Here is a 17,520-nt window from a genome sequence, read left to right as displayed (position 1 = left end):
ACGGCTCGCAGGGCGCGGACGATGACCTCGGCGATGGCCTCTGGCCGACCTTGATCGGCCCGTGTTACGAAGAACCATGCCTGCACACGAGGGACACCACGGACACCGGGGACACCACGGCCACGAGGGACACCGGGGACACGAAGGGCCTGAGGGCGACCGGGCCTACGACGTCGTCATCGTCGGCGGCGGCCACAACGGTCTGGTCGCGGCCGCCTACCTGGCCCGGGCCGGCCGGTCGGTGCTGGTGCTGGAGCGGCTGGACCACACCGGCGGCGCCGCCGTCTCCACCCGCCCGTTCACCGGCGTCGACGCCCGGCTGTCCCGGTACTCGTACCTGGTCAGCCTGCTTCCGTCGAAGATCGTGCGTGATCTGGGGCTGCGTTTCAGCGTCCGGAGCCGGACGATCTCCTCGTACACGCCGGTGGAGCGCGCCGGGCGGCCCACCGGGCTTCTGGTGGGCGGGGGCGAGCAGCGCACCCGCGAGGCGTTCGAGCGGCTCACCGGCGGCGAGCGCGAGTACGCGTCCTGGGAGCGCTTCTACGGGATGACCGCGCACGTCGCCGGGCGGGTCTTCCCCACGCTCACCGCACCGCTGCCCACCCGTGCGGAACTGCGCCGGACGGTCGACGACGAGGAGGCCTGGCGGACCCTGTTCGAGGAGCCGATCGGCGTCGCCGTCGAGGAGCGCTTCACCGACGACCTGGTGCGGGGCGTGGTCCTCACCGACGCCCTCATCGGCACCTTCGCCGACGCTCACGACCCCTCCCTGCGGCAGAACCGCTGTTTCCTCTACCACGTCATCGGCGGCGGCACCGGAGCGTGGGACGTCCCCGTCGGCGGGATGGGCGCCCTCACCGACGCCCTGGCCGCCGCGGCGCGCGAGGCGGGCGCGATCCTCGCCACGGGGCACGAGGCCGTACGGATCGACACGGACGGCCGTACCGCGGAGGTCGCCTACCGCACCGTCGACGGCGAGGGCGTCGCCGTCGCCCGCCACGTGCTGGTGAACGCCTCCCCGCAGGCGCTGGCGGCCCTCACCGGCGACGAGCCGCCCGCCCCCGCGGAAGGCGCCCAACTCAAGGTGAACATGCTGCTCACGCGGCTGCCCAGGCTGCGGGACCGCTCCGTCGACCCGCGCGAGGCGTTCGCCGGCACCTTCCACATCGCGGAGGGCTACGAGCAGCTCGCCGCCGCCCACGCCCAGGCCGCCGCGGGCGAGCCGCCGGCCGCCCCGCCCTCCGAGATCTACTGCCACTCGCTGACCGATCCGACCATCCTCGGCGCGGACCTCGCCGAGCGGGGATATCAGACGCTGACGCTGTTCGGACTGCACACGCCGGCCCGGCTCTTCCGCGACGACAACGACGGCATGCGGGAGTCGCTGCTGAGGTCGACCCTCGCCCAGCTCGACGCGCACCTGGCCGAGCCCCTCGCCGACTGCCTGGCCCTCGACGCCGACGGCCGCCCCTGCATCGAGGCGAGGACCCCGCTGGACCTGGAGCGCGACCTCGGCCTGCCGGGCGGCAACATCTTCCACCGCGAGCTGTCCTGGCCGTACGCGCAGGACGGCGCCGGCCGCTGGGGCGTGGAGACCCGGCACGGCAACGTCCTGCTGTGCGGGGCCGGCGCGGTGCGCGGGGGAGGGGTCAGCGGGGTGCCCGGTCACAACGCGGCGATGGCGGTGCTGGAGGCGCCGACCGCGGACCGGCGGCCCCAGAAAATCTGACGGTCTATCAGAAAAGGTCTTCCGTCGTCCGCGTCGCTGCGGCATCCTGCGCCCATGCAGACGGAGCTGAGCACACAACTCGGAGTCGAGCACGCCGTCTTCGGCTTCACGCCGTTCCCCGCCGTCGCCGCGGCCATCAGCCGCGCGGGCGGCTTCGGCGTGCTCGGCGCGGTCCGCTACACCGCCCCCGAGGACCTCGAACGCGACCTCGACTGGATCGAGGCCCACGTCGACGGCAAGCCGTACGGCCTCGACGTCGTCATGCCCGCCAAGAAGGTCGAGGGCGTGAGCGAGGCCGACGTCGAGGCGATGATCCCGGACAGTCACCGGCACTTCGTCCGGGACACCCTCGCCAAGTACGGCGTCCCCGAGCTGGCCGAGGGCGAGGCCGCCGGGTGGCGGATCACCGGGTGGATGGAGCAGGTGGCCCGCGGTCAGCTCGACGTCGCCTTCGGCTACCCGATCCGGCTGCTGGCCAACGCCCTCGGCTCGCCGCCCGCCGACGTCGTCGCCCGCGCCCACGAGCAGGGCGTCCTCGTCGCCGCGCTGGCCGGCAGCGCCCGCCACGCCCGCAAGCACCAGGAGGCGGGCATCGACGTCGTGGTCGCCCAGGGCTACGAGGCGGGCGGCCACACCGGAGAGATCGCCTCCATGGTGCTCACCCCCGAGGTCGTGGAGGCCGTGGACCCGCTGCCGGTGCTCGCCGCCGGCGGCATCGGCAGCGGACGGCAGGCGGCCGCCGCCCTTGCGCTCGGCGCCCAGGGCGTATGGCTCGGATCCGTCTGGCTGACCACCGCCGAAGCCGACCTGCACTCGCCCGCCCTCACCCGCAAGCTCCTCGCGGCCGGCTCCGGCGACACCGTCCGCTCCCGCGCGCTGACCGGGAAGCCCGCCCGCCAGTTGCGCACCGACTGGACCGACGCCTGGGACGACCCCGACGGACCCGGCGCCCTGCCCATGCCCCTGCAGGGGCTGCTCGTCGCCGACGCCGTCTCACGCATCCAGAAGTACGAGGTCGACCCCCTGCTCGGGACGCCCGTCGGCCAGATCGTCGGCCGGATGAACAGCGTCCGCAGCGTCCAGGCCGTCTTCGACGACCTCACCCGCGGCTTCGAACAGGCCGTGGACCGCGTCAACCGCATCGCCGGAAGGAGCGGCCAGTGAACGGCACACCCCCCGCGGGTTTCTGGGCCCAGGCGGCCCAGGACCCCGACCGCACCGTCCTCATCGCCGCCGACGGCCAGGAGTGGACCGCCGGCCGCCTGCACGCCGCCGCCAACCGGCTCGTGCACGGCCTGCGCGCCGCCGGCCTGGAACGCGGCGACGCCTTCGCCGTCGTCCTGCCCAACTCGGCCGAGTTCTTCACCGCCCATCTGGCCGCCACCCAGGCCGGGTTCTACCTCGTGCCCGTCAACCACCACCTCGTCGGCCCCGAGATCGCCTGGATCGTCGCCGACTCGGGGGCCAAGGTGCTCGTCGCCCACGAGCGGTTCGCCGACCAGGCGCGCCGGGCCGCCGACGAGGCCGGCCTGCCCGCCACCCACCGCTACGCCGTCGGCGAGGTCGCCGGCTTCCGGCCGTACGCCGAACTCCTCGACGGGCGACCGGAGTCCGCGCCCGCGGACCGCACCCTCGGCTGGGTCATGAACTACACGTCGGGCACCACGGGCCGCCCGCGCGGCATCCGGCGCCCGCTGCCCGGCAAGCTGCCCGAGGAGTCCTACCTGGGCGGCTTCCTGGGCATCTTCGGCATCAGGCCCTTCGACGACAACGTGCATCTGGTCTGCTCGCCGCTGTACCACACGGCGGTGCTCCAGTTCGCGGCCGCGTCCCTGCACCTGGGCCACCGGCTGGTCGTGATGGACAAGTGGACGCCCCAGGAGATGCTCCGTCTCATCGACGCCCACCGCTGCACCCACACCCACATGGTCCCCACTCAGTTCCACCGCCTGCTGGCCCTCCCGCAGGACGTACGGGCGCGCTACGACGTGACGTCCCTGCGGCACGCCATCCACGGGGCCGCGCCCTGCCCCGACCACGTCAAGCGGGCGATGATCGACTGGTGGGGCGCCTGTGTGGAGGAGTACTACGCGGCCAGCGAGGGCGGCGGCGCGTTCGCGACGGCCGAGGAATGGCTGAAGAAGCCCGGAACGGTCGGAAAGGCCTGGCCCATCAGCGAGTTGGCGATCTTCGACGACGAGGGCGAGCGGCTGCCGCCCGGCGAGCTCGGCACGGTGTACATGAAGATGACCACCGGCGGCTTCGCCTATCACAAGGACGAGGACAAGACGCGCAAGAACCGTATCGGCGACTTCTTCACCGTCGGCGACCTCGGCGTGCTCGACGAGGACGGCTACCTGTTCCTGCGGGACCGCAAGATCGACCTGATCATCTCGGGCGGCGTCAACATCTACCCCGCCGAGATCGAGTCGGCGCTGCTCGCCCACCCCGCGGTCGCCGACGCCGCCGCCTTCGGGATCCCGCACGACGACTGGGGCGAGGAGGTGAAGGCCGTCGTCGAACCCGCTCCCGGTCAGGAGCCCGGCCCGGAGCTCGCCGCCGCGCTCCTCGCCCACTGCGCCGAGCGGCTGGCCGGCTACAAGCGGCCCAGGTCCGTCGACTTCATCGCCGAAATGCCCCGCGACCCCAACGGCAAGCTGTACAAACGCCGGTTGCGGGAGCCCTACTGGGAGGGACGCACCCGCCCGGTCTGAGCGCCGCCTCCCCGCCTGTCACGCCCCGAATGCGCCGGGCCGCCGTGCTCGCCTCGCTCCGGGTCGCCGCGTCGTCGGCGGGCGGGGTGCCGCCGCTCTGCTCGGCGCCGTCCCCGTGCCCGTCGCCGTGTCGCGGTCGGGCCGTGCGGGCGCCCGCGCCGCCTTTCCGCCCGGCCCCCGGGACGCCGGCGACTTGACCTGCCCCGGTCGCCGTTCGAGGATCATGAGCCATGACGCCCGGACATGGCAGCACCGTCGACGGGGTGCTGCGGCGCAGCGCCCGCCGCACCCCGGCGCGCGTGGCGGTCGAGTACCGCGACCGCACCTGGACCTACGAGGAGCTCGACGAGGCGGTCTCGCGCGCGGCGAGCGTCCTGCTCGCCGAGGGGCTCGCCCCCGGTGACCGGGTCGGGGCCTACGGCCACAACTCCGACGCCTACCTCATCGCGTTCCTGGCCTGCGCCCGCGCGGGGCTGGTCCACGTCCCCGTCAACCAGAACCTCACCGGTGACGACCTCGCGTACATCGTCGCCCAGTCGGGCAGCTCGCTGGTCCTCGCCGATCCGGACCTCGCCGGCCGGCTCCCCGCCGGCGTGCGGACGACGGCCCTGCGCGACGCCGACGACTCGCTCCTCGCCCGGCTGCCCGCCGCCCCCGTCCACGACGGTCCCGAGCCGCGCACCGACGACCTGGTGCAGCTGCTCTACACCTCCGGCACGACGGCCCTGCCCAAGGGCGCGATGATGACCCACCGGGCCCTGGTGCACGAGTACCTGAGCGCGATCGCCGCCCTCGACCTGAGCGCCGGCGACCGTCCCGCGCACTCCCTCCCGCTGTACCACTCGGCGCAGCTGCACGTCTTCCTGCTGCCCTACCTCGCGGTCGGCGCGACGAACATCGTCCTGGACGCCCCCGACGGCGACCGGCTCCTCGACCTGATCGAGGCCGGCCGCGTCGACAGCCTCTTCGCCCCGCCGACCGTGTGGATCGGCCTGACGAACCGCCCCGACTTCGCCACCCGCGACCTGAGCGGCCTGCGCAAGGCCTACTACGGGGCGTCGGTCATGCCGGTGCCGGTCCTGGAGCGCCTGCGCGAACGCCTGCCCCGGCTGGGTCTGTACAACTGCTTCGGGCAGAGCGAGATCGGCCCGCTCGCCACCGTCCTCGCCCCCGACGAGCACAAGGGACGGCTGGACTCGTGCGGTCGCACGGTCCTGTTCGTGGACGCCCGCGTGGTCGACGAGGACGGCGCGGACGTCCCCGACGGCACGGCCGGCGAGATCGTCTACCGGTCCCCGCAGCTGTGCGAGGGCTACTGGGGCAAGCCGGAGGAGACCGCCGAGGCCTTCCGGGACGGATGGTTCCGCTCCGGCGACCTCGCCGTGCGCGACGCCGACGGCTACCTCACCATCGTCGACCGGGTGAAGGACGCCATCAACTCCGGTGGTGTGCTGGTGGCTTCACGGCAGGTCGAGGACGTCCTCTACACCCACGACGCCGTGGCCGAGGCCGCCGTGATCGGGCTGCCGGACGAGAAGTGGATCGAGGCCGTCACGGCGGTCGTCGTCGCGCGGGGGGAGGTCTCCGAGGCGGAGCTCATCGCCCACGCGCGCGGGAAGCTGGCTCCCTTCAAGGCCCCCAAGCGGGTGCTCTTCGTGGACGAGCTCCCGCGCAACGCCAGCGGCAAGATCCTCAAGCGGGAGCTGAGGGACCGGTTCGGCTCATGACGGCCCGGCCGTCATGACGCGCGGGGGCGCTCGTCGACGATCCGTCTGATCTTGCCGACCGACCGCTCCAGCGACTCCGGGTCGACGACCTCGACGCGGACCGACACGCCGATGTGGTCCTTCACGGCCGCCGCCACCGCGTCCGCGGCCGTGTCGCGGTCCGCGGGCGTGGCGTCGGGGCGGGCCTCCGCCCGGATCGTGAGGGAGTCGAGGCGGCCCTGACGGGTCAGCCGGAGCTGGAAATGGGGCGCCAGCGCCGGGGTGCGCAGCACGATCTCCTCGATCTGGGTGGGGAAGAGGTTCACCCCGCGCAGGATGACCATGTCGTCGCTGCGCCCGGTCACCTTCCGCATCCGCCGGAAGACCCGCGCCGTGCCCGGCAGCAGGCGGGTCAGGTCGCGGGTGCGGTAGCGGACGATCGGCATGGCCTCCTTGGTCAGCGAGGTGAAGACCAGCTCGCCCTCCTCGCCCTCCGGCAGGACCTCGCCGGTGATCGGGTCGACGACCTCCGGGAAGAAGTGGTCCTCCCAGACGTGCAGCCCGTCCTTGGTCTCGACGCACTCCTGCGCCACGCCCGGCCCGATCACCTCCGACAGTCCGTAGATGTCGACGGCGTCGATCGCGAAGCGCTCCTCGATCTCCTGGCGCATCCGCTCCGTCCACGGTTCCGCGCCGAAGACCCCCACGCGCAGCGAGGTGGAGCGCGGGTCCACGCCCTGGCGTTCGAACTCGTCGAGCAGCGTGAGCATGTAGGACGGGGTCACCATGATGATCCGGGGTTCGAGGTCCAGGATCAGCCGGACCTGACGGGAGGTCATGCCGCCGGACGCGGGGATCACCGTGCAGCCGAGGCGCTCGGCGCCGTAGTGGGCGCCGAGACCGCCCGTGAACAGGCCGTAGCCGTAGGCCACATGGACGGTGTCGCCGGGCCGGGCGCCCGCGGCCCGGAGTGAACGGGCCACCATGTCGGACCACATGGACAGGTCGGCGTCCGTGTAGCCGACGACCGTCGGCCGGCCGGTCGTGCCGCTGGAGGCGTGGATGCGGCGGATCCGGTCCCGGGGGACGGCGAACATCCCGTACGGATAGTGCGCCCGCAGGTCGGACTTGACGGTGAAGGGGAACCGGGCCAGGTCGGCGAGGTCACGGCAGTCGTCGGGGTGGACGCCGGCCCGGTCGAAGGCCTCGCGGTAGAACGGCACCCGGGCATAGGCGCGGCGCAGCGAGGTCCGCAGGCGCTCCAGCTGCAGGGCGCGCAGTGCGGCCTGGTCGAGGCGCTCGCCCTCGTCCAGCGGGTTCCACGCATCCGTCATGGGACCTCTCCCTCGGCACATCATCCCCATACGGACGACCGATCATTCGGTCGACCTCCTTCGGGATCAGTAATCCAGGCCCACGGGCGTGCGGCAAGAGCCCGACGGGGACTTCCGCCCGGCGGAACTCCGTTGCGCGCGGTCGCGGCCACCGTCGAGAATCGGGGGCATGCCGATCTTCACCGCGCCGGACGGGACCCAGCTCGCCTACCGGGAGTCGGGCGAGGGCGAGCCGCTCGTCGTCCTGCCCGGCGGCCCCTCGCGGGCCTCGGCCTACCTCGGCGACCTCGGCGGTCTCACCGCCCACCGCCGGCTGATCCTGCTCGACCTGCGCGGCACCGGGGGCTCCGCGCCTCCGGCGGACCCGGCGACCCACCGCTGCGACCGGCAGGTGGACGACGTGGAGGCGCTGCGGGTGCGTCTGGGGCGGGAGCGGATCGACGTGCTGGCCCACTCGGCGGGCGGCAGCCTCGCGATGCTGTACGCGGCGCGGTACCCGCACCGGGTGTCCCGGCTGGTGCTGGTGACCGTGAATCCGTGGGCGCTGGGCCGGCCGGCCACGGTCGAGGACCGGCTGGCGGCGGCGCGGCTGCGCCGCGGCGAACCCTGGTTCGCCGAGGCGTTCCCGGCGTTCGAGGCATGGCTGGCGGACGGGGGCGAGCCCGACCCGGCCGTCGTCGGAGCCTTCTTCCACGGCCGCTGGGACGACGCCGCCCGCGCCCACGAGGCCGCCGCGGACGCGCAGACCTGCGCCGAGGGGGAGGAGCGCTTCCTCGATCCGGCCGCCTTCGACCCGCCGGCCCTGCGCACCGCGCTGGCCGAGGTGAAGGCCCCGGTGCTCGTCCTGGCCGGCGAGCTGGACGGCGGGCCCCGGCCCGACCGCGCCCGGCTGGTGGCCGACGCCTTCCCGAACGCCGCGTTCGCCGTGCAGCCCGGCGCGGGCCACTACCCGTGGCGGGACGACCCCGGGCGGTTCGCCGGGCGGATCCGCGACTTCCTCGACCCGCCCGGTAGAACGGGTCCGACGGCGCACCGGGGCTGAGCGGCCTCCCCGGGCCGGGGCGAAGGCCGCGACGGGCCGGTCAGCCGCTCTCGGCCACGGCGACCTCGCGCGCCCACCGGTAGTCCGCCTTGCCGCTCGGCGAGCGGCGGATGGACTCGGCGAGCACGAGCTGGCGAGGGATCTTGTAGCCGGCGAGGCGGGTGCGGCAGTGACGCTGGATGTCCTCCAGCGACGGCGGCGCGGCGCCGTGGCGCACCTGGACCACCGCCGCCACATGGCTGCCCCACGTCGGGTCCGGCACCCCCGCCACCAGGGCGTCGTACACGTCCGGATGCGCCTTGAGCGCCTGCTCGACCTCCTCGGGGTACACCTTCTCGCCCCCTGTGTTGATGCACTGCGAACCACGGCCGAGGACGACGACCACGCCGTCCTCGTCGACGGTCGCCATGTCGCCGAGCAGCACCCAGCGCTCGCCGTCCTTCTCGAAGAAGGTCTCGGCGGTCTTCGCCGGGTCGTTGTAGTAGCCGAGGGGGACGTGACCGCACTGCGCGACCCGGCCGATCTCGCCCGCGGCCACCGGCTCGCGGGTGGCCGGATCGACCACCCGGGTGCGCGAGTTGACCCGGACGCGGAATCCGCGCTCGGGCCCGGAGTCCTCCGTCGCCGTGCCGTTGAAGCCGGACTCCGAGGAGCCGAAGTTGTTCAGCAGCGTCGCGTTCGGCATGAGCGCCCGGAACTGGCGGCGGACCGTGTCCGACATGATCGCCCCGGACGAGGACACGCTGAACACCGATGAGCAGTCGGTCCCCTTCATGGGCCCTTCGAGCGCGTCGATCAGCGGCCGCAGCATGGCGTCGCCCACCAGGGAGATGCTGGTGACCTTCTCCCTCTCGATGGTCCGCAGCACTTCCTCGGGCACGAACTTGCGGTGGATCACGACGCGTTGACCGAAGTTGAAACCGATGAAGGCCGTCAGCGTCGAGGTGCCGTGCATCAGCGGGGGAGTCGGGAAGAAGGTGATCCCCACGCCGCCGGCCGCGACCCGCTCGGCCAGCTCCTGCGGCTTCCTCACCGGCTCACCCGTGGGTGATCCGCCGCCCAGGCCCGAGAAGAACAGGTCCTCCTGACGCCACATCACGCCCTTGGGCATGCCGGTCGTGCCGCCGGTGTAGATGATGAACTGGTCGTCGCCCGAACGGGCCGGGAACCCGCGGCCGGGCGAGCCGCTCGCCTCGGCGTCGGCGAACGAGGTGATGCCCTCGACCGCCGGACCGACCCGGATCAGGTGCCGCACGGCCGGGGTCTGCGGCAGCGCCGCCGCCACCCGGTCGGCGAACTCCGCGTCGAAGGCGAGCGCGACCAGATCGGCGTCCCGGTAGAGGTAGACCAACTCATCTTCGACATAACGGTAGTTGACGTTGACCGGCACGATGCGCGCCTTGAGGCAGCCCAGCACCGTCTGCAGGTATTCCACGCCGTTGTACAGGTGCAGTCCAAGATGCTCGCCGGGGCGCAGGCCGCTGTCGAGGAGGTGGTGGCCGATGCGGTTGGCGGCCGCGTCGAGCTGCGCGTACGTCAGCCGGCGTTCCTCGCCCGTGCCGGGATGGTCGACGTACACGAGCGCCTCGCGGTCCGCCGCCACGTCGACGACCGACTCGAACAGGTCGGCAAGGTTGTACTCCACCGTTCCTCCTGACCTCGACGACGGCCTGGCTCCCAGACGGTTCGCGGGTCATCAGAGCAAAGGGCGCGGCAAGTGGGAAGGCCCCACGCCAATAAATCTGACTGACTGTCAGAAAACCCTTGAACTGCCATCACGCCTACTGCAACCTGTTCTCGTTCGTTCCGAGGGGAGATGTGCCATGGGCGGTACCGAACACCTCACCGTGCAGCGCGAGGGCGCCACGCTCGTGCTCACGCTCAACAGGCCACAGACCAAGAACGCGCTCTCGCTCGCCATGCTCGTCGGCCTGTACGACGGCTGGCTGGAGGCGGACGAGGACGACTCGGTCCGCTCGGTCGTCCTGACCGGCGCGGGCGGCTCCTTCTGCGCCGGCATGGACCTCAAGGCGCTCGCGGGCCAGGGCATGGCGGGCGAGCAGTACCGCGACCGGCTCAAGGCCGACCCCGACCTGCACTGGAAGGCCATGCTCCGCCACCACCGCCCCCGCAAACCGGTGATCGCCGCCGTCGAGGGGCACTGCGTCGCGGGCGGCACCGAGATGCTCCAGGGCACGGACATCCGCGTCGCGGGCGCGACCGCGACCTTCGGCCTCTTCGAGGTCAGGCGGGGCCTGTTCCCGATCGGCGGCTCCACCGTCCGGCTGCAGCGCCAGATCCCGCGCACCCACGCCCTGGAGATGCTGCTCACCGGCCGCCCGTACAGCGCCCGCGAGGCCGCGGACATCGGCCTGATCGGTCATGTCGTGCCGGACGGCACGGCCCTGGAGAAGGCCCTGGAGATCGCCGAACGCGTCAACTCCTGCGGCCCGCTGGCAGTCGAGGCCGTCAAGGCGTCGGTGTACGAGACCGCCGACCTCACCGAGACCGACGGACTCGCCCGCGAACTCGCGCGCGGCTGGCCGGTCTTCGACACCGCCGACGCCAAGGAAGGCGCCCGCGCCTTCGCGGAGAAGCGCCCGCCCCGCTACAGGCGCGCGTGACGCTCCGCCGAACGAGCGGGTGGCGCCGGCCATTCGCGGACCGCGGGGCCGTCGATGCCGGCCGCGCAGTTCCCCGCGCCCCTCAGGGGGCGTGTTCCCCCTGACGTCGGCTTCCCGAGGAGCAGTCCTGATGCCCGAAGTCCTGAAAGCACCCCTTGTCGTCGAGTTCCCCTTCACCCGGTCCCTCGGACCCGTGCAGAGCGCCTTCCTGACCGGCCTGCGCGAGCGCGTCGTCCTCGGCGTGCGGACCGCCGACGGCCGCACCCTCGTCCCGCCCGTCGAGTACGACCCCGTGACCGCCGAGGAGATCCACGACCTCGTCCAGGTCGCTCCCACCGGCACCATCACCACCTGGGCCTGGAACCACGCCCCCCGCCGCGGACAGCCCCTCGACACCCCCTTCGCCTGGGTCCTGGTCCGCCTCGACGGCGCAGACACCGCCCTCCTGCACGCCCTCGACGCTCCCGGCCCCGACGCCGTCCGCACCGGCATGCGCGTGCGGATCCGCTGGGCCCGGGACCGCGTCGGCGCCATCACCGACATCGCCTGCTTCGAACCGTACGACGGCGAACCCGCGCCACCCGACGGCGATTCCGCCGCGCTCGCGGACGACCCGGTCACCGGCATCGTCGCCCCCGCCCGCCTCGACTACACCTACTCGCCCGGCCGCGCCCAGTCCGCCTACATCGCCGGGCTCTCCACCCGGCGCACCGTCGGCGAACGCTGCCCGTCCTGCCGCAAGGTGTACGTGCCGCCCCGCGGAGCCTGCCCCACCTGCGGCGTCCCGACCGCGGAACAGGTCGAGGTCGGACCGCGCGGGACCGTCACCACGTTCTGCATCGTCAACATCAAGGCGAAGAACCTCGACATCGAGGTCCCCTACGTCTACGCCCACATCGCCCTGGACGGCGCCGACCTCGCCCTGCACGGGCGCATCGGCGGCATCCCCTACGACCAGGTCCGCATGGGCCTGCGCGTCGAACCCGTCTGGACGGAGGGCGCCCGCTACCCCGACCACTACCGGCCCACCGGCGAACCGGACGCGGACTACGACGTCTACAAGGAGCTGCTGTGACCCGCGAGCACCCCTCGGACCGCCGCGACATCGCGGTGGTGGCCTTCGCCCAGACCGACGTCCTGCGCACCACCGACGAGCTCTCCGAGGTCGAGATGCTCATGCCGGTCCTGCACAGCGTCCTCGACCGGACCGGCCTGAAGACCGCCGACATCGACTTCACCTGCTCCGGCTCCAGCGACTACCTCGCCGGCCGCGCCTTCTCCTTCACCCTCGCCCTCGACGGCGTCGGCGCCTGGCCCCCGATCTCCGAGTCCCACGTCGAGATGGACGGCGCCTGGGCGCTGTACGAGGCGTGGACCAAACTCCTCACCGGTGACGCGGACACCGCGCTCGTCTACGCCTACGGCAAGTCCTCGCCCGGCTCCCTCCGGGACGTGCTGACCCGCCAGCTCGACCCCTACTACGTCGCCCCCCTGTGGCCCGACTCCGTCGCCCTGGCCGCGCTCCAGGCGCAGGCGCTGTTCGACGTCGGCGACGCCGACGAGCGCGCACTCGCCGCGATCGGCGCCCGCAGCCGACGCACCGCCACCCTCAACTCCCATGCGCAGGTGCGGGGTTCCGTGCCCCAGGGCGACTATGTCGTACGGCCGCTGCGCACCGGCGACTGCCCGCCGATCGGGGACGCCGCCGCCGCCGTGATCCTCGCGGCGGGCGAGCGGGCCCGCGAACTGTGTTCCCGGCCCGCCTGGATCAGGGGTGTCGACCACCGCATCGAGGCCCACTCGCTCGGCGTGCGCGACCTGACCGACTCGCCCTCCACCCGCCTCGCCGCCGAACGGGCCGGCGCGTTCGACCGGCCGGCCGACACCGCCGAGCTGCACGCGCCGTTCAGCTCGCAGGAGATCGTCCTGCGCAAGGCGCTGCGGCTGGACGACAGCGTCCGCGTGAACCTGTCCGGCGGCGCGCTCGCCGCCAACCCGATGATGGCCGCCGGCCTCATCCGGGTCGGCGAGGCCGCCGCCCGCATCCACCGGGGCGAGTCCGACCGCGCCCTCGCCCACGCCACCTCCGGCCCGTGTCTCCAGCAGAACCTGGTCGCCGTACTCGAAGGGGAACCGCGATGAGCAAGGAGCCCGTGGCCGTCGTCGGGATCGGCCAGACCAAGCACGTCGCCGCCCGCCGGGACGTCTCGATCGCCGGCCTGGTCCGCGAGGCCGCCCGACGCGCCCTCGACGACGCCGAGCTGACCTGGGCCGACGTCGACGCCGTCGTCATCGGCAAGGCCCCCGACTTCTTCGAGGGCGTCATGATGCCCGAGCTGTACCTCGCCGACGCGCTCGGCGCCGTGGGCAAGCCCATGCTGCGGGTGCACACCGCCGGCTCGGTCGGCGGATCCACCGCGCTGGTCGCCGCCGGCCTGGTCGCGGCCCGCGTCCACGGCACCGTCCTCACCCTGGCCTTCGAGAAGCAGTCCGAGTCGAACGCCATGTGGGGCCTGTCCCTGCCGATCCCCTTCCAGCAGCCCCTGCTGGCCGGGGCCGGCGGCTTCTTCGCCCCGCACGTGCGCGCCTACATGCGGCGCAGCGGCGCCCCCGACACCGTCGGCTCGCTCGTGGCGTACAAGGACCGGCGCAACGCGCTGAAGAACCCCTACGCCCACCTCCACGAGCACGACATCACCCTGGAGAAGGTCCAGGCCTCGCCCATGCTCTGGGACCCCATCCGCTACTCCGAGACCTGCCCCTCCTCCGACGGGGCCTGCGCGATGGTCCTCACCGACCGCGCCGGGGCCGCCCGCGCGCCCCGCCCGCCCGCCTGGGTCCTCGGCGGCGCGATGCGCAGCGAACCGACCCTCTTCGCCGGCAAGGACGCCGTCTCGCCGCAGGCCGGCCGGGACTGCGCCGCCGACGTCTACCGGCAGGCCGGCGTCACCGATCCGCGCCGGGACATCGACGCCGTGGAGATGTACGTGCCGTTCTCCTGGTACGAGCCGATGTGGCTGGAGAACCTCGGCTTCGCCGACGAGGGCGAGGGCTGGAAGCTCACCGAGGCCGGCGTCACCGAACTCGACGGCGACCTGCCCGTCAACATGTCGGGCGGCGTCCTGTCCACCAACCCGATCGGCGCCTCCGGCATGATCCGCTTCGCGGAGGCCGCCCTCCAGGTGCGCGGCCAGGCCGGAGAACACCAGGTGGAGCGGGCCGGCAAGGTCCTCGGCCACGCCTACGGCGGCGGCTCGCAGTTCTTCTCCATGTGGCTGGTGGGAGCGCGGCCGCCGATGTCCTGAAAGGTCCCCCTCGCGTGCTCTGTCGGCGTCCCGGGCCGATCGCTAGGCTGGCCCGCGGAGGACGAACCGGGAGGAGCACGGACGTGGCCGAGAGCACCATCCAGCAGCAGCCGCTCACGGGCTGGGACAAGCCGGAGCTGGACCTCAGCAACGCCGAGTGGCAGTCCAGCAGCCGGGGACGGGGTGATGTCCAGATCGCCTTCGTCGAGGGATTCATCGCGATGCGCAACAGCGGCAGCCCCCAGAGCCCTTCCCTGATCTTCACGCCCGCCGAGTGGGGCGCGTTCGTGTCGGGGGCGCGGGAAGGGGAGTTCGACCTGACCTGAGCGGGACCCGCCCCGCCGGGCGAGGGCCGCAGCGCGGGGGCGGGCGCGACGCCGCGACCGGCGATCCGCGACCGGCCCGCGCGCGACGGACCGCGTCCCGCCCACGCGCCGCCGACGGGCGTCGGGCACGTACCATGGCCGCATGTCGTTCCTCCGCCGCCGCAGCGCCACGCCCGCCGGGCCCGACTTCGACGTCCTGGCCATGGACCCGGGCGACTGGCCCGGCAACCTCGGCGCCGGCCTGCTGCCCGCGCCCGACGGCAGCTGCCAGGGCGTCTTCCTGCGCTACGACCTCTTCGGCGGCCGCGGCCCCGCGATGATCATCGGGAATCTGCCCGAGGGGTCCCCGGCCCGCGAGGTGGAGGAGGACGAGGTCCCCTTCGAGGTGGCCCAGCTGCTGCTGGCGCTGGAGAACGACGAGGAGGTGACCGTCGTCGGCACCGAGGACATGCCGGTGATGCAGGGCGACAACCTCCTCATCGTGCGCCGCCTGAAGCTCTCCGAGGGGCGGATCTCCTGCGTGCAGTTCGACCGCAGCGACAACGTCCTGGTGACCATCGCCGCCTGGGACCGCCCCATCACCGACGACCTGTACGCCCTGCTGAAGCCGCTCCCGGCCGAGCTGTTCCAGCAGGGCTGAGGCCCGGCCGCGCCGTCGACGCCTCGACCGCGTGGACCGAGCCGCCCACGTCGCCTACGTCGTCGGCGTCACCTGCACGTCCGCGGCGCGCACGAACGCCACCCGGTGGCCGTACTGGATCTCGTAGTACCGGTCGTCGCCGGCGACCAGCCGGTGCGAGTCGCCGGCGAAGGTGACCGCGTAGTAGTACTCGCCCGGAACCTCGTCGCCGACCACGTACTTCTGCCCCTTCGGCAGCTTGTACGGCAGAGGCGAGAGCGGCTGGGCCGGAACGCCCGCCGGGTAGGCCCCGGCCTCCGGATAGGCCCGGCCGTACAGCGCGACGCCGTCGCGGCCGTCCTTCGGGGTGGCCACCTGCCCCGTGGCGGGGACGGCGGTCGGCTGCGCCTCGGGGTTCTTGAACCAGGCCTTCTGCCCGAGGTACCAGATCGCCGTCCAGTCGCCCCACCGGTCGGCGACCGCGTACTGCTGGCCGGTCGACGCCCGCGCGCCGACGTCGTTCACGCCCGTGGTCGGGGCCGAGCCGTCGCCGACGTCCTTGACCAGGGCGGACTTCTCGTCATGGTCGGAGTACAGCCGCACGTCGCCGGAACCGTGCGCCGCGCACGCCAGCCCCTGGCCGCCGCAGTCCGTGTACGCCACCCGGTTGGCGGCGTAGTCGGGCCGGATCGTCACCAGGCCCGCGCCGCTGCCGGGTGCGGCGTCGAACGGCCGGCCGAGCAGCTCGAAGTAGTGCCGCCAGTCCCAGAACGGACCGGGATCGGTGTGCATCCCGGGGATGCCGGCCGTGGTCGGGCCGGGAACGTTGTCGTGGCCCAGGATGTGCTGCCGGTCCAGCGGGATGCCGTACTTCGCGGCCAGGTACGTCACCAGACGCGCCGACGCCCGGTACATCGCCTCCGTGAACCAGGCGTCCGGCCGGGCCAGGAAGCCCTCGTGCTCGAGGCCGATCGACTTGGAGTTGACGTACCAGTTGCCCGCGTGCCAGGCCACGTCCTTGGCCTTGACGTGCTGGGCGATGTGCCCGTCGGTGGAGCGCAGCGAGTAGTTCCAGGACACGTAGGTCGGGTCCTGGACCATGGACAGCACTCCCTCCCAGCCGCCCTCGGTGTCGTGCACGACGATGTACCTGATGTCGGGCGAGGAGGGCCGGTCGGCGACGTCGTGGTTGCCGTAGTCGTCGTTGCCGAACTGTTCGTGCGGCGCGGGGACCCACTCGCAGGACACCGTCGTCGGGCACTCGGCGCCCGCCGCGGAGAGCGTGCGCAGGCCGGCCCGGCGCAACGGGGCCGTCCGCGGGACCAGAGCGGGGCGCGCGGCCAGGGTGACCGTCTGTCCGGCGTCGGTGGTGCGCTTCTCCCCGGTGCGCAGCACCTCGTAGACGTCGTCGGCGTAGGCGGCTGCCGTCGCGGTGTCGTCCGCGCCCGAGAACCGCGCCACCGCGCCGTACCAGTCGGCCGGATCGGCGCTGAGCGGCTCGCCGAGGTCGCGCTGGGCCGCGGCGAGGAGCGCCGCGCCGCCCGCCACGTTGGCCGCGGGGTCCGTGCGCAGGGCCGCGGGACTCAGTCCCGTCAGCCGCGCCGCCCTCGGCAGGGTCTTCAGCCGGGCCGGGAGGTCCGTGCCGGACGGGGGCCGCACGTGCGGAACCGGCGCCGGACGCGGGGCCGGGCGGACGGAGTCGCCCCTCAGGTCCTGCGCGTCCCGGCCGCGCGGGGAGGTGTCGGCGAGCGCCGTGCGGGCGTCGGTGAGGTGCATGGGCCCGTAGCCGCCGGTCACGCTCGGCGCTCCGGCGTGCGCGTCCCAGCGGGACTGGAGGTAGGAGACGCCCAGCAGCACGCTCTGCGGCACGTGGTAGCGGGCGGCCGCGGCCGCGAAGGCCCGTTGCAGGGCGCTCGCCGGGGCGGGCCGGGTCTGCGCGGCGTCGGCGGCGGACGCCGTGGCGCACAGCGGGAGCAGCAGAGCCGCCGACGCCATGGCGCCTGCGGCTCTACGGGAACGTCTGCGGGGTCCGGGGGGAGTGACGGGTTTTCGCACTGCGGTCTCCTGGGGACGAGCGAGCGGACGGCGGCGTGCGGGGGCCGGCGGGGCCCTGTGCACCGC

General features: G+C 73.3%; 14 protein-coding genes. 11 read left to right on the top strand and 3 right to left on the bottom strand.

The genetic code is table 11. The features are described from left to right. Window positions 1-76 precede the first annotated feature (76 nt). From ACFVYK_RS30490 to ACFVYK_RS30475, 4 genes are all read left to right on the top strand, one after another. Window positions 77-1,729: a phytoene desaturase family protein gene (locus tag ACFVYK_RS30490; protein ID WP_389779574.1), complete on the top strand. Its 1,653-nt coding sequence runs from the start codon at window positions 77-79 to the stop codon at window positions 1,727-1,729. Between the two features lie 54 nt (window positions 1,730-1,783). After that, a complete protein-coding gene (locus tag ACFVYK_RS30485; protein ID WP_389779573.1) occupies window positions 1,784-2,893 on the top strand; it encodes an NAD(P)H-dependent flavin oxidoreductase in 1,110 nt (369 codons plus the stop codon). Then, window positions 2,890-4,443 carry an acyl-CoA synthetase gene (locus ACFVYK_RS30480; RefSeq protein WP_389779571.1) on the top strand — a complete coding sequence of 518 codons (1,554 nt, stop codon included), beginning with the start codon at window positions 2,890-2,892 and terminating at the stop codon, window positions 4,441-4,443. The genes ACFVYK_RS30485 and ACFVYK_RS30480 overlap by 4 nt, the downstream gene beginning before the upstream one ends. Window positions 4,444-4,673: 230 nt before the next feature. Next, the gene (locus ACFVYK_RS30475; protein ID WP_389779570.1) at window positions 4,674-6,170 is read left to right on the top strand and encodes an acyl-CoA synthetase; all 1,497 of its coding nucleotides are present in this window, start codon (window positions 4,674-4,676) and stop codon (window positions 6,168-6,170) included. Between the two features lie 11 nt (window positions 6,171-6,181). Here the strand turns inward: ACFVYK_RS30475 and paaK are convergent, their stop codons facing one another. Beyond that, window positions 6,182-7,483, bottom strand: a complete 1,302-nt coding sequence (gene paaK, locus ACFVYK_RS30470; RefSeq protein WP_389779569.1) for a phenylacetate--CoA ligase PaaK — start codon at window positions 7,481-7,483, stop codon at window positions 6,182-6,184. Window positions 7,484-7,652: 169 nt separating this feature from the next. On the opposite strand from paaK, the gene ACFVYK_RS30465 reads away from it, so the two are divergent. Beyond that, the gene (locus tag ACFVYK_RS30465; protein ID WP_389779567.1) at window positions 7,653-8,525 is read left to right on the top strand and encodes an alpha/beta fold hydrolase; all 873 of its coding nucleotides are present in this window, start codon (window positions 7,653-7,655) and stop codon (window positions 8,523-8,525) included. Between the two features lie 40 nt (window positions 8,526-8,565). Here the strand turns inward: ACFVYK_RS30465 and ACFVYK_RS30460 are convergent, their stop codons facing one another. Continuing rightward, window positions 8,566-10,170 (bottom strand): acyl-CoA synthetase, encoded by a 1,605-nt coding sequence (locus ACFVYK_RS30460; protein ID WP_389779565.1) that lies wholly within the window; start codon window positions 10,168-10,170, stop codon window positions 8,566-8,568. Window positions 10,171-10,348: 178 nt separating this feature from the next. On the opposite strand from ACFVYK_RS30460, the gene ACFVYK_RS30455 reads away from it, so the two are divergent. The 6 genes from ACFVYK_RS30455 (at window position 10,349) to ACFVYK_RS30430 (ending at window position 15,420) form a co-directional block, all read left to right on the top strand. Further along, window positions 10,349-11,149: a crotonase/enoyl-CoA hydratase family protein gene (locus ACFVYK_RS30455; protein WP_389779564.1), complete on the top strand. Its 801-nt coding sequence runs from the start codon at window positions 10,349-10,351 to the stop codon at window positions 11,147-11,149. Between the two features lie 130 nt (window positions 11,150-11,279). Beyond that, the gene (locus tag ACFVYK_RS30450; RefSeq protein WP_389779562.1) at window positions 11,280-12,224 is read left to right on the top strand and encodes a Zn-ribbon domain-containing OB-fold protein; all 945 of its coding nucleotides are present in this window, start codon (window positions 11,280-11,282) and stop codon (window positions 12,222-12,224) included. Beyond that, on the top strand, window positions 12,221-13,291 hold the full coding sequence (locus ACFVYK_RS30445; protein ID WP_389779560.1) for a thiolase domain-containing protein: 1,071 nt from the start codon (window positions 12,221-12,223) through the stop codon (window positions 13,289-13,291). The genes ACFVYK_RS30450 and ACFVYK_RS30445 overlap by 4 nt, the downstream gene beginning before the upstream one ends. After that, a complete protein-coding gene (locus tag ACFVYK_RS30440) occupies window positions 13,288-14,454 on the top strand; it encodes a thiolase domain-containing protein (RefSeq protein ID WP_389779558.1) in 1,167 nt (388 codons plus the stop codon). The genes ACFVYK_RS30445 and ACFVYK_RS30440 overlap by 4 nt, the downstream gene beginning before the upstream one ends. An 83-nt stretch (window positions 14,455-14,537) precedes the next feature. After that, complete coding sequence (locus ACFVYK_RS30435) at window positions 14,538-14,780, top strand: DUF397 domain-containing protein (protein WP_020126126.1); 243 nt, start codon at window positions 14,538-14,540, stop codon at window positions 14,778-14,780. Between the two features lie 142 nt (window positions 14,781-14,922). Continuing rightward, complete coding sequence (locus ACFVYK_RS30430; RefSeq protein WP_020126127.1) at window positions 14,923-15,420, top strand: hypothetical protein; 498 nt, start codon at window positions 14,923-14,925, stop codon at window positions 15,418-15,420. Between the two features lie 54 nt (window positions 15,421-15,474). Here ACFVYK_RS30430 and ACFVYK_RS30425 read toward each other — a convergent pair whose 3' ends face one another. Then, window positions 15,475-17,394, bottom strand: a complete 1,920-nt coding sequence (locus tag ACFVYK_RS30425; protein WP_389779556.1) for an N-acetylmuramoyl-L-alanine amidase — start codon at window positions 17,392-17,394, stop codon at window positions 15,475-15,477. Window positions 17,395-17,520 lie beyond the last annotated feature (126 nt).

Source organism: Streptomyces sp. NPDC058291 (genome assembly GCF_042880855.1).
Taxonomy (GTDB): Bacteria; Actinomycetota; Actinomycetes; order Streptomycetales; family Streptomycetaceae; genus Streptomyces.
The sequence above is the reverse complement of the archived record's forward strand: the minus strand, read 5'-3'. Positions and strand labels throughout refer to the sequence as shown.